12 protein-coding genes are annotated in these 12,271 nt (G+C 51.7%); 5 read left to right on the forward strand and 7 right to left on the reverse strand.

The features are described from left to right. Positions 1-132: 132 nt before the first annotated feature. The 5 genes from AACZ40_RS10600 to AACZ40_RS10620 all read right to left on the reverse strand — a co-directional run bounded on the left by AACZ40_RS10600 (position 133) and on the right by AACZ40_RS10620 (position 5,193). On the reverse strand, positions 133-570 hold the full coding sequence (locus AACZ40_RS10600; protein WP_291173596.1) for a DUF1573 domain-containing protein: 438 nt from the start codon (positions 568-570) through the stop codon (positions 133-135). After that, positions 567-1,616: a hypothetical protein gene (locus AACZ40_RS10605; protein ID WP_291173592.1), complete on the reverse strand. Its 1,050-nt coding sequence runs from the start codon at positions 1,614-1,616 to the stop codon at positions 567-569. The genes AACZ40_RS10600 and AACZ40_RS10605 overlap by 4 nt, the downstream gene beginning before the upstream one ends. 307 nt (positions 1,617-1,923) lie before the next feature. After that, positions 1,924-3,471, reverse strand: a complete 1,548-nt coding sequence (locus AACZ40_RS10610) for a hypothetical protein (RefSeq protein WP_291173589.1) — start codon at positions 3,469-3,471, stop codon at positions 1,924-1,926. Between the two features lie 172 nt (positions 3,472-3,643). Further along, positions 3,644-4,087 carry a hypothetical protein gene (locus tag AACZ40_RS10615; RefSeq protein ID WP_291173587.1) on the reverse strand — a complete coding sequence of 148 codons (444 nt, stop codon included), beginning with the start codon at positions 4,085-4,087 and terminating at the stop codon, positions 3,644-3,646. A gap of 125 nt (positions 4,088-4,212) precedes the next feature. Next, positions 4,213-5,193, reverse strand: coding sequence for a DUF1559 domain-containing protein (locus AACZ40_RS10620; protein WP_291173584.1), 981 nt, complete (start codon positions 5,191-5,193; stop codon positions 4,213-4,215). Between the two features lie 637 nt (positions 5,194-5,830). Between AACZ40_RS10620 and AACZ40_RS10625 the strand changes: the two genes are divergently transcribed. Continuing rightward, on the forward strand, positions 5,831-6,808 hold the full coding sequence (locus AACZ40_RS10625; RefSeq protein ID WP_291173581.1) for an AraC family transcriptional regulator: 978 nt from the start codon (positions 5,831-5,833) through the stop codon (positions 6,806-6,808). Between the two features lie 23 nt (positions 6,809-6,831). Here the strand turns inward: AACZ40_RS10625 and AACZ40_RS10630 are convergent, their stop codons facing one another. Further along, a complete protein-coding gene (locus AACZ40_RS10630) occupies positions 6,832-7,845 on the reverse strand; it encodes an alpha/beta hydrolase (RefSeq protein ID WP_291173577.1) in 1,014 nt (337 codons plus the stop codon). Positions 7,846-8,033: 188 nt separating this feature from the next. On the opposite strand from AACZ40_RS10630, the gene AACZ40_RS10635 reads away from it, so the two are divergent. The 4 genes from AACZ40_RS10635 (at position 8,034) to AACZ40_RS10650 (ending at position 10,963) form a co-directional block, all read left to right on the forward strand. Continuing rightward, positions 8,034-8,471: a DUF4275 family protein gene (locus tag AACZ40_RS10635; RefSeq protein WP_291173574.1), complete on the forward strand. Its 438-nt coding sequence runs from the start codon at positions 8,034-8,036 to the stop codon at positions 8,469-8,471. A gap of 90 nt (positions 8,472-8,561) precedes the next feature. Further along, positions 8,562-10,052: a hypothetical protein gene (locus AACZ40_RS10640; RefSeq protein ID WP_291173571.1), complete on the forward strand. Its 1,491-nt coding sequence runs from the start codon at positions 8,562-8,564 to the stop codon at positions 10,050-10,052. A gap of 229 nt (positions 10,053-10,281) precedes the next feature. Continuing rightward, positions 10,282-10,665 carry a hypothetical protein gene (locus AACZ40_RS10645; protein ID WP_291173568.1) on the forward strand — a complete coding sequence of 128 codons (384 nt, stop codon included), beginning with the start codon at positions 10,282-10,284 and terminating at the stop codon, positions 10,663-10,665. Between the two features lie 46 nt (positions 10,666-10,711). Beyond that, the gene (locus tag AACZ40_RS10650) at positions 10,712-10,963 is read left to right on the forward strand and encodes a carbon storage regulator (protein WP_291173881.1); all 252 of its coding nucleotides are present in this window, start codon (positions 10,712-10,714) and stop codon (positions 10,961-10,963) included. Positions 10,964-11,911: 948 nt separating this feature from the next. On the opposite strand, the gene AACZ40_RS10655 is transcribed toward AACZ40_RS10650, so the two are convergent. After that, positions 11,912-12,271 (reverse strand): hypothetical protein (locus tag AACZ40_RS10655; protein WP_339674402.1); only part of this gene is annotated, 360 nt, incomplete at its 5' end.

Raw genomic sequence — 12,271 nt, forward strand, 5'->3', positions numbered from 1 at the left:
CACCCGCCGTATTGAGGTTCGTTTGTTATTCGGAGTGAACGGGGTCAGATAAAAGTTTGCAGGGCAATCTGCAAACGTCTCCACCCTGCGGGTCGTGCCCCTGCGAGATATATTTCGAAAGTCGAAACCGCATCACTTCACTGGTTGATCTTCTGCGCCCTGTTTCACTGTCCCGCGAACCTGTAGTCGAACGATGGTCTGTTGGGGGTTGTCGGTATACAGTTCAATTTCTGTTTTGAACGGGCCTGCTGCCGTGGCTTTAAATAAGACAGTGACAGTGCCGCTTTGGCCGGGTGGGATCGTCACAGGCAGGCCTTCCGTGGATGCGCAGCCGCAAAGCGTGCAGGGGACCATCGCGCCGATCAGCTGGAGTGGCTGGCTGGTCGGGTTCTTGACGGTGACCTTCTCTTTCGCTGTCTTGTCTACGGGAATATTTTTAAATTCACAGAGCGGTACCACAATCTGCGGTGAACCAAACAGCGAAGTGCCATAAAAGATCACTGCCACCACCAGGACCCCAGTAAAGTAGACAGTCAGGAATGACTTCAATCTGAAAGAGAGCCGCTTCATGACAGGTTCTCCGGTGTTTGAACAGTGCGAAATCGTTGAATCATAACATATATCACGATCAGCGCCAGCAGAATGCCGTTACCGATCAGGAACCACTTCATCAGGTTGTTTGTTGCAGGGAGAGGAACCGCGAGTGGCGCATCGGGTAAACCGTAGTTTGATAACAGAAAATCAGAGTCGTCCAGGTTGCCTAATGAAAAGTTGATGAGATTGGCTGAATATTTATAAGTGGGGGAAAGTATCTTTCCATCTTCGTAATGAATTTCCTTATGTTCCCCGTAATTGAGAATCGGAACACCATTCTTTTGTAATGGCGTGAAGTTGTTGATGCCAGAGTAAATCACGTAATTATTGTTTGAAAAATTGTAACGGCAGTTGTATTCAAGCACAGCCCAGTTCAAGTAGGGCGCGAATACGAGATGACCTTTTGTCAGAATCCATGTGTCGTCGTTCATTGTAAAATCAAGCGAGACGACCTCTTCTGCTTCGTCTTCAGTGGGTGCATATCGCTCGATTTTCTCGATTTTGAACGACGGCATTTCGAGCATCGTTTCAACAGAAACCTCGAACATGGAACTGGCTGCAAACAGGTAAATATCCAGATCTCTCGCTGTGATAGCACGCGCACGAACTATCTGTTTCTTATCGTGTCTGATACTGCTCAGCAGGTACGGCGCACCGGGCTTTGTTTTATCAAGGTTGAATACATAATTCGGTGTAATACAAAATATTTTGCTGCAGTATTGTCCCTGTAAAGGAGTTGCTTTCGCATAATTCATGATGCCGACTACCGAGTCCTCCTTGGCAAGCAGGTGTGCCTGAAACTTATATTCTTTGTAGGAACAGTCAAAATGGCACTCGACGTTTTGGTAGCCGCTTTTGAACTTTTTCACAGCACTTGCGTATTGGTTTCGGAATTCGCGTTCTGATAGGGAGTGCTTAACGGGAAGCTTTGCCTCTGGTTCGCTCGCCGACAGGATCATTGTCGGCATGAAAGCCGCAGACCAGAATGTCACAACGAGAATGAGACTGTTTTCAGCTGGCACGCCCTGATGCTCCACACAAATATTGACGACTGGATGATCTGACTGGTAGAAATCAGGTGACTGGATCTTTGTCTGATTATTTTGACAAAGAGCATTTAAAATCAATCGTAAATTGTGCGATTAAGGTCTGGCGGTAGGGTTCGTTTCTACCTGGATTGACTGCTTTCTCTGACAGTTTCCTGCTCGCTGCGCTCGGCCCGGATGTGCATCCGGGCCTACCCTGTGTGTTTCGTGGTAATTTACCAGTCTGCGTTTTCTATTCCACTCACCGGTCGACTGCGAAGTGCATATTGAAAGCCTAAACCACTCACTTCAACTGCTTAATCATTTCCTGGGCTTTGGCTTCGAAGAGGGCCTGCCATTCGGGGGCCAGCATGCAGTCGCTGTCTTCCTGGGCGCCGCCGACGTTTTTCAGCTGCTCGGCGGTCGGGGCGTAGTAGTTGTAGCCGTTGGTGTAGCCGGCGACGAACGTGTTTTCGAAGGGGGATTTTTCCTTGATGTTCAGGCCGATGTTGACGGTCAGCTCTGCGGGAAAAGTGATCATGCGGAAGTCGCCGACCTTGATGCCGAAGATTTCCACGTCAAGCGTTTTGCCGGCGGCCTGGTTGCGGGTCTGGTGTTTGTTGAGCAGCGCCAGGTTGGCTTTGTTGCGGGTCATTTTCTCCATTTTGTAGACGTTGTTGATGTAACGTTCCATGTTCGCGCGATTCTCTTCGTCCAGCTTGACCAGGCCGTCGCGACCCAGTTTGTTTTCCAGCAGGTACCGATGCGAATAGTATGAAGGGTGTTCGTCATAGAGCTTGAATTTGACGATCAGAGGCAGAAACGTTTTCAGGTTCAGACTGGTTCCCTGCAGCGAATTCAGCAGCTGTTCCTGTTCTTTTTTGAGTGACTCAATCCGCGAAGCATTGTTGGAACGGGGAAGTGTCAGGGTTTCGTTCAGCACTTTCAGATCGCTGTTGTCGGTGCATTTAATCTTACGGATCGCTTTGAGTGTGCTGAGTCCCAGCAGGTTGCCCAGGGTTTCGGCGTCGCGGGGATTATCGACGTCTTTGTACTGCGCGGGATTGATGTCGCCGCCACAACCCTGCACGAACAGGGCAATCGTGCCTTCGCTGAGATTGTCTTCGATCACCTGTGAAGCGAAGCCGCTCATGTCGGCAGTGTTGCCTTTATTGGGGACCCCCTGAATCGGGTGGACGGCGAAGTTGTAAACAACGGCGAGTGTGTCGCCATTTTTCTTCTCGAGCTTCAGGATACCAATCTCGGGATCGATGGGACCGATTTTCGCGACTTCTTCATCGGGGGGCAGCGAGTAGGCATGGCGGACGTCGGCTTCTTTGCCGTTTTTGAGGAACAGCCGCCGGTTTTCCATCACGCGGTCTTCGTGTCCTGTGCCCACACCCACGTTGACGGGAACCATGTTTTTTGCCGCTTCTTTGATGGCCTGGATCGTGCGTTCTTCGACGTCGGCACAGACGATGCCGTGACAATGGCTGGCGTTGACCATGATGTTTTCGGGTTTGATTTTCAGATCCTGTTCGATCTGTGACCGCACGTTGCCCAGGTATTCGTTAGTGATCGAACCGATCTCGCCAATGGCGACGGCGTCGACGGTCACGATGGCAGCGGTGTGGTCGCCGTCTTTGATGACCAGTGCTTTCACAAACAGGGGATCATTGACGGGCACGTTTCGATTGGTGATGTCCACTTTGGCGGCGCCCGCCATCAGCTCGCCGGCAGACGCGAAAGCCGGGTTGAGCAGGCTGATCAGAGTCAGCAGCAGCAGAGTGGCGGTCAGTCGGTTCAAAGTATGAGATACAAGGGGGCGAGCGATTTTGTGATTGCGGTGCATGGTGTCCTGTTTTCTGAAACGGGTAGTAATCAATCTAAATCAGATCAGTCAGAGACGGGAAAAGCGACTCCAGTTCCTTCCAGTTTAACTGGAGCGTTAACTGAGCGGGACCCGTTCTTTGAGAATATTGGGGAGAAAGAGAAATCTCTGATCTCCAGGCTGTTGTTGCCTGCTATTTCAAATCGAAGTCGTGGCTGCTTTCGCCTTCTTTGACGTCCGCGGTGAGATCGGTTGTGGAAGAGCTCAGATACTTTTTAGGGACCTGCGACAATCCTGTGTTGCTCTGTGCCTGGGCGGGAGTGAATTCGCTGGGGAGCGAGATAAACACGCTGTAAGAGCCGGCGGGTATCGGGCCATCCAGTGTGAATGAGCCATCCTCGGTAAGATCGCCGCCGGCACTGGCGCCCAGTTGTTCCGAAAGATAATTGACGCGGCAGTCAGTCAGTGGTTGTCCTTTGAGGGTCACGGTGCCGCTGACGGTTCCCATCGGTTTGGAGGCGACCGTCGTGCCACCACAGCCGGTCAGTAATGTGACTGCCAGCAAGGCGGCGCCAGAGAGAAGCAGTGGATTGACTGGAGTCAAGGTTCTGAAAGAAGTACGAATGAAAGCCAGCATTGAAGTGTCTCCCGAAGTTTATGATCGAAGGATCACAATGTACGTGATTTGAATGTTCTGGATCGCACACACGGTCGGCGTTTGACCGACCATGTGTGTGTTTCCAGCTGTTTGTCAAACGGGAATTAAAATTCGCCGAGTACTTTACCGTCCTGAATGGCGCCCAGCGCCAGCAGTGTGTTGAAGTCAACATTATCCGAGAGGAAGCGGACGGCTCCGTCGGCCAGCAGGGCATGTACGCCACCCACGTGGAATGATGTGAGCGGACCGTTGTTAAATCCGGCGCCTGTATACGCGGGTTTGGTTTTCGGATTGGGAGAGTAACGAATGGTGACCACGCCACCCCCGCCATATCCGGATCCGCCACTGGTGGAGACACCGCGGTGACCAGACCAGCCGCCCGAGAGATTTTTGCGGTAATCAACGCCGGCAATGACGCCGGAATCTTCACCGACGATGATGGTATTCGAAGTGCCATCCGTGCAGTCACGCATCAGGACAGACTTGCCGATCTGCAGCATCCCGTTCTGTGCCATCACTCCATAGTACGTGTTGTCGACGGCATTCGTGTTGAACGGTGCGGCAGCGGTGTAGGCGCCCGCGATGCCCACATAGTCCATTGTCATCCCCAGGTCCCCGTTGGACTGTCCGGGAGAAATACCGTTTGCTGTCCCCGCGTAAAAGGGATCTGTGGCACTGGAGGGGCATTTAAAGGGAGTTACCAGAACCTGGTTCAATGCTTCGTTGGAGCCGGCACCGGTTCCGTATCCGCCGTCACCGGTCCAGCCGTTGTAGGTGTTGTAGCCTCGCCCGTTCGCGGGAGTTTGTGTCAGGCTGTTATAGAGATTGGCCTGATCCATGTAAGGCAGAATCGACACGCGCCAGTTAGCCTGATAAATGGGGACCTGGGCGCCGATGGGAAATGTACGGAAGGCGTCATGATAGTTATGAAACGCCAGTCCGATTTGTTTCATGTTGTTTTTGCAGGCACTGCGGCGGGCTGCTTCCCGCGCCTGCTGGACCGCCGGAAGTAATAAGGCGATGAGGATCGCTATGATGGCGATCACCACCAGTAATTCGATGAGAGTAAATGCTTTTCGTTTCATGAGTCCGCGTCCTTTTTCTAAGATTTATAAACCTATCGGTAATTAAAAAAATGACTATCAGGTTTGAGCAGAGCGCAGAATGGAAAGTGCCGACGGACGATACCCGTGCTGTAGCAGCATAAAAGAACACCGGGCCTGGCAGGGGCCCATGCAGAAGGGTTGAAACTGACTTCAAATCAGAATCACAATCAAGGCGGCAGGACGCCTGCAGGAAACGAGACATTCTCAATACATGATCTCACTTTACACTCGGATTTGTCATTCACCATGTCTTTTCAGACAGAAAGATTTCACTATCGGACATCTTTGAACAAACAAAAAATATTGAGCTATCTTATTTGAGAACAGTCGTTTACGATTTCGTAAGCTTTATTGGGATAATTAACTGTCGAGGGGAATGAAAAGTTCGTTATAATCAGGTTCCCTGCTCTGGCTGTGAGCCCACGGACGGCCCAGCTGGTACACGATCCTGCCAGGTAACGAAGCGCGTTCGCACCCCACGATCGAGAAAGCGTCACATTTTACCATAGCATCTCTCAATCTGTTCTACTCGGCCCCACTGGCCAGGGAGACGCTACGTAAAACGGGACACAGTTTATCAATTGAAGCCGGGCACACTATGCAATCAAAAACCTCCGTGAGTGGCAAACCTCGAATCCAGCCTTTCCTTGAGCGTGAAAACAGTCTGGATGATGAGAAGGCGGATCTTTCCTATTATTTACCCTCCGCGCGACCTCAGCGACTGGAAACACTCAGGCAGAGCTGGAGTTACCTGGCTTATTATCATCCGACCCCCGGGCCTTTTGCACGGTTTACTTCCGGACATTTTCCCGCAGGCACGACCACGCAGAAACACAATCATGCCGTGATGGCCATGCATGGCAGTCTGCAGGGACCGTTGACGTTGAAGACTCCGACGGGAGATTATCATCTCGACGCGGGCGATTTCTGTATGATTGGTCCGGGCGTGGATCATCACTGGTCGAATGCAGGTCCGCATACAGCCTCCACGGTGGCTTTCCTGATCGATCTGGAGCGGCTGGGAGACTGGCCGGAAGAAGCGGGGATTGCCGAAGCGTGCCGGGAACTGGAGACGCTGGTCACCGGCGTGCATTGCATCAGATCAGCCGGCAATCCGGATCTGCAACATGCGTTCTGGCGGATGGCCGATCAACTGATTGCCGAACACTCTCATCGCAAGATTGAAGTGACCAGCCGCCTGCTGGTTTTTCTGGCGCTGGTGCTGGAGCATCTGGCGCCGGCCGTGGAGTTGGATTCTGAAGACGATGTCGCATTGCAGATTCGGCGGTTACTGTTGAACCGCGTGAATGATCGCCTGACGATTCCCGAAGTGGCCCGCGAACTGCACGTGAGTCCCACGCTGGCAAAAACCGTGTTTCGCAAAACCTATGGCTGCGGGATCATGGCGTATTTCAACGAGTTGAAAATCTGGCAGTCCAAACGCATGCTGGGTAACCCGGCGATGACGATCGACCAGATCAGCCGCACGCTGGGCTTTTCTTCGCCGGCTTATTTCACACGGACTTTTCGTAAACTGACCGGGGAAACCCCCAGTGACTTCCGCAGCAAACGCGGACAGGCAGACGTGCGTTGAGCCCTGTGACAGATGTGCTGAAATCACAGGGTACTTGGGTCAGTCGGAAACAGCTCGCTGGTGAATTCGTGATACGCGTCGACCATCTTTCCCCGGGCTTCGTACAGGAGGCCGTTATGGGTGCCCTGTTCGATTTTCACAAAGCGTTTAGGAATTCCGGATGCGGAATGTTCGGGGGCAGCCGCGAACAGTTTTTCTCCCAGTTCAAAGGGGACGATGCGATCTGCGGAACCATGAATCATCAGGATGGGACAGGTGATGTTTGCGATGAGCCGCTGATTGGGGTATCGGTCCCACAATAACAGGCTGACGGGAATCCAGGGAAAATGACTGGAAGCCGCATCGACCATGGAACTGAAGGTGGAGCGGAGGATCAGTCCCGCCGGCGGCGTATTCTGCTGGCAGAGTTCGCTGGCCAGTAGAGTTGCAACGCCACCCCCCAGGGATTCTCCAAACAGGATGATGCGCGAGGGATCAATTTTGCGATCGCGGACGGCGTACTTCCAGATCGCGCGGGCATCTTTGAGTAAGCCGGTCTGGCTGGGGCTGCCCGGGTTTTCGGCGTAGCCCCGGTAGTCGAAGGCGAAGACATGCAGATTCAGACTGGCCAGCAGGCGACAGTCTTCAATCCGGTGCAGCCGATTGCCGCCATTGCCGTGCAGCAGGATCACAACGGGACGCCCTTTATCCAGCTCGGCATCACAGGCGGCTTCATCAGTGCAGGCAACCTGCCCGGCGAGCACATGCCAGCCTTTGAGATCGAGGCCGTCCTCTGTTGTTGTACTGATTTCGTGGACCACTCCGAACGGCGCATTCGACTGATCGACGGACAAAGATTTCACGCGCGTGGGTTGATAGATGAGCCACCGCTGTCCGAACATGATCAGAATCAACAGCAGCAGATAAAACGCAAATACGCGTGTCAGAAAATAAACGAGCATCTGTTTCCCGTTCTGGGGTTTGGAAAGGATTCCATCTGGCAGGGAAGCCCGCCAGGAGGAGACCTGCTTCGTGGCCGGTTCCGGTTCGGTGTTCATGAGCCGTCGCTTGAAAGTGAGAAATGAAAATGCTTCGTCAGTGTATTCTATCGGTTCTGAAGGTGAAAACCAGTGGGATCCGTGAGACGGTCTGATATGATGAAGGCTGGACAAAATTCGGGTACCGGTTTCTTAAGGGTGCGTCCATTATTGTTTCATGTTGACCGTGAGATGCTATCAGGAGAATGATGAGAATAAATTCTGAGAAGCTTCAGGAATTCCTGACTTCACAATCAGTTGAGATCGTAGAACGGTTTGATACAAAGACTGCAGGTAAGTTACGTAGTGAGTGGAAGAATACGTTTGCCTTTGGATTTCGGGTCCCGACTGGAGGGCTATTCTGGCATGTTTTTACCTATGAGCATGCGGTATATATCACTGGAAAACAGGCGTTACGACGATTTAATGAAGAGTCGCCAGTTGCGTTTGTCGTCTTTCCCAGTCCCAGTGCTGATTCCACCTGCTACTATTGCAAAGCAGAGAAAATGCCTGATTTCAGCGAATATCGGGATGACCTGTTTGTGTGCAATCGTGACCTCGACTGGACGATGGCGTACACTCATGAAGAAGGTCTCGGCCCATTTTATTCGCGAAAGGAATGGCAAACCTGGTATACGGGATCTTAAAATATCCTGTGTGAATGAATGCGGAAAAACATTGAGCTTTCAGCGAACTGATTGAGGGAGAAAATCATCGATTCCCTACATGATAACCTGTTGCAGCGTGTCGCAGTGGTCTGCGATGAATCGGTATCCGTGCATGAATTGATTTCTACCTGGCTGCCTCAGCCGTTTGCACTTTCACCCTGGGCTACCTGGACACTGTTTTCCTTAATCCGGCATCGGCAGAGACAGGCGTTTGTAGCAGAGATTGTCCGGGATCGCCTGGGAGTCAGGCTCGAACACCTCGCGCAACACGGGTATGGCGCACATCCGCCTGATAAAGGTTATGGCGTTGTGCCGGGCCTGGCGGATTGGGATTACAACCTGCATGGACGCGGGTGCTGTGTGACGAATCGGCTGAGTGGTGTCGAGATTGATGTCGATTTTTTCGAGGATACTTCCGACTGGTTTGAGCCATTTTTCTATCAGTGTTATTTAAGCACACTGAAAACTCCCGAAATCTGGGAGAAACGGCTGATGGAACTGCACCCTCAATTCAGTGATCAGGGACCGCCCTTTGAGACCGTCGAACTGGCATTGGCAGAACTGCAGGAAGCGGCGTTTCTGGAATCACATTCAGAAAGGCCCTCTATCTTCAAGCTGGCCTTTGATGAGCGGGCACTGTCGAACCAGATGACGTGGTTCGAAACGGTTTCAGAAGACAGTCTCCCTTTAATACGCCTGGCAGTCGTGATCGGGGACTGGCCAATGGTTTGTGATCTGCAAACTGCGGAATATGTTGAGGTAACCGTGTCTGAAGCAGCTCAGCAGGTGATTGCATTGCGGGAGCAGAAACTGATCAGTCTGTTTGCGGAAGAGAATCGGCAGAAGGTGGCGCTCAAAGGATTACAGGAAATCAATAGCGTGTTCCTGGATGAATACATTACGACCATCTTGAAGCAAGGGACTCCTGCAGTGGTAACGGTACTGGAATTGCTTCTGAAACGGAATGACAAAACCTGGTGCCCCCTCATCCATGAATTTTATCAACAATTCAAGCCAGCGAGGTCCGAGGATGAATTTCCCAGTCCTCATATCTGGGGGCAATGCCTGGAGTTTCTGTTTCGACATCAATATTCATTTCCCGAAGCGGCAGAGGTGTTTTCGAACGTTCATCAACACTGCCTGGGGGAAGCTGTTGTTCTGGCTCTGGAGTATCGGCCTTCGCAGGCGTTGAAGTTATTTCGTGCTGCATTACGCTCAGAAATACCCAATAATCGGATGATCGCAGCAGCCGTGCTGGCTCTGGTGGATCAGCCCTGGAGTCATCAGGAGTTGCTGGATGCTTTCAGGGAGTCTGATGAGCCCGATCAAACAGCCGAGTGCCGCTCCGCACTGCTTGAAACGCAATGCAGTCAGGCACATCAGGTTGTTTTGGATTGGCAGACCCGGCATCCTTTTCAGCGGGAATCAGATGAGTGGATGACCTTTGAAGAAATGAGTATTCAAAGTCTCCCGGTATATCTCCAGTGGGAAATGGATGAATTACGCGAGCGAATCTTACCACTGCGGAATGTCATCCTGCCTGAGTTCGAAAATGAGTGAGCCCGGAATGCGGCGAAGGTGTCCATGGAGAAATGGACTTTTTAAAAACAATCATGCTGGCCCGATATCAGTCGCAGATTCCTGAGCAACTGGTTCAACAGATCAAGCGCGAACTGTCGCTGTATTCGTAACAATCGCGGCGATTGCTCTGTGATCTCTGGTACTTCGAATTACAATAAAAAAGTGTGCTCTTTTTCGCAGTGAGTCCGTTTTAAATAAGGTGGTGGCCATGCGTTGCATTTTCTGTTCGGGTCTGATGTTGCTGCTCGCGGTGTCAATGTTGTCGGGTTGCTCCTTTAATGTCAGCGTGAATGCTGAGAGTGACACGGACATGGGATCGCATCATGTGGTGGTCAAGCCGGGGAGTGCGATGACGTCGAGTTCCTCCGCCACATTTGGGGATGATGCCACCTATACTTTCAGCTGTGGCAAAGTCACAGTCAAAATCGAGAACGAAGCATTGATGGTGAATGAGCTGAGTTACGGCATGCTGGAAGTGGGACAGACAGTGGAAGTCGATCACGGTAAAGTCTTCGTGGCGGGACAGGAACGCACAGGCAAGCAAATAGAAAGCCAGGACAAAGACGAACCTGCAAAACAGGATATCGAATAACCGTCCTCGTCAGATGGGATGGATACGAAAGGAATCGGCATTGTTAGTGCTCTCCCGAAAAACAGGCGAAAGTCTGCTGATCAATGACTTCCAGGTCACTGTCGGCTGGATTCGCTTTAATAAGGTGCAGCTTGTGGTCAGTGGGGTGGGAGACATGCTGCCGGTGAAACAGATGCTTTACATGAACGAGAAAATCAAAGTCACTACGGAGATTGAAATCGTAGTGGTTAATATTCGAGATGAGAAAGTACGGGTGGGAATCACCGCACCGCCGGGAACCGCCATCCAGCGCCTCTAACGTGTTGATTACAACGGACTCGTTCAAATCATTTTCCTACCACGAACAGCACGAACAGATCTTGTTGGTGAGCAATCAGAGCATGGGGTGACCCCGGATAAAATCCGGGGTTGTCGGAGACAACAGGATGTTGTGAGGGAAACCAGCTTCGTCGGTGTTGAATTTGAATTTCTTATTGATACCAGCTGGTTTTTATCTGGCAGGAAACCTGGTTCTGATTTGATTGAGTGAACTGCGACCTCCTGCTCGCTGCGCTCGTACCGGATGTGCATCCGGTATCACCCATTTTTGTCGGGGTGGGGCGGTGACTCAACACGCTGTCGGGCAAGCCGACAGATGCTTCCTCATGGATGGCACCCGGGGGCTGGCTATTAGTTCGTTTTATGCTGATTTGCAGGTCTCATATCAATCGTTTTTTGGACCACGAAAAATACGAATCCGAACGAAAGGAACTGGTTGATGAGATGTAACAACCTTGGGTGACCCCGGATGTAATCCGGGGTTGTCGGAGACAACAGGATGTTGTGAGGGAAACCTGCTTCGTCTGTATTGAATTTGAAATTCTTATTGATACCAGTTGGTTTTGATCTGGCAGGAATCTTGGTTCTGATTTGATTGAGTGAGCAGCGACCTCCTGCTCGCTGCGCTCGTACCGGATGTGCATCCGGTATCACCCTTTTTTCTCTGGATGGGGTCACTTTTTACACACTGTCGGGCAAGCCGACAGTGGCACCCAACGCGGGTAACGTGTTGATAAAAACGCACTCGTTCAAATTATTTTTCGTGTGGTTTCGTATTTTTCGTAATCGTAGAAGATTTGCATGAACCGCGGCTCATACTGTGTGGCTGAATTTGTTTTTGCTGAGGGTCGGATTTTCAGGTTGATTATTGCTCCTGCTTCCCACTGATCACCGGTGGTTGAATTTCAGCTGGTCCTGCTGGTGTCTTTCAGTAATATTCGCCTTGAGACTGTTCGCGTTCTCTGATGACCCGCTGGCGGGTGGATTCGAGTTCTTCTCTGGACATGTTGCGGATGACTTCCGGAGTGAGTTTGCGGAGCCAGGCTTTTTTGCGGGGGACGGCTTTGGTGTCGAGGCCCAGCAGGCGGTCAATGCGTTCGCGGGCGCGGAGTCTGTCCCGTTCGGTGGCTTTCGGACTGTCGATCACCGAGCGATAAAAGTAGAGCGAATCGGCGCGGTGATGTTCCAGGCTCTGTTCGACTTCATTCAGCATCTCGCTGCGGGCACGGGTTATATAGCGTTCGACGGAACGACGGCTGAGCTGGAATTCCCCGGCGATCGCGGTTTT

Source organism: uncultured Gimesia sp. (assembly GCF_963972345.1).
Taxonomy (GTDB): Bacteria; Planctomycetota; Planctomycetia; order Planctomycetales; family Planctomycetaceae; genus Gimesia.

Coding starts and splice junctions, on each gene's coding strand:
- AACZ40_RS10600 (WP_291173596.1), bottom strand. CDS start 570: ATGAAGCGGCTCTCTTTCAGATTGAAGTCATTCCTGACTGTCTACTTT.
- AACZ40_RS10630 (WP_291173577.1), bottom strand. CDS start 7,845: ATGAACACCGAACCGGAACCGGCCACGAAGCAGGTCTCCTCCTGGCGG.
- AACZ40_RS10610 (WP_291173589.1), bottom strand. CDS start 3,471: ATGCACCGCAATCACAAAATCGCTCGCCCCCTTGTATCTCATACTTTG.
- AACZ40_RS10645 (WP_291173568.1), top strand. CDS start 10,282: ATGCGTTGCATTTTCTGTTCGGGTCTGATGTTGCTGCTCGCGGTGTCA.
- AACZ40_RS10620 (WP_291173584.1), bottom strand. CDS start 5,193: ATGAAACGAAAAGCATTTACTCTCATCGAATTACTGGTGGTGATCGCC.
- AACZ40_RS10615 (WP_291173587.1), bottom strand. CDS start 4,087: ATGCTGGCTTTCATTCGTACTTCTTTCAGAACCTTGACTCCAGTCAAT.
- AACZ40_RS10635 (WP_291173574.1), top strand. CDS start 8,034: ATGAGAATAAATTCTGAGAAGCTTCAGGAATTCCTGACTTCACAATCA.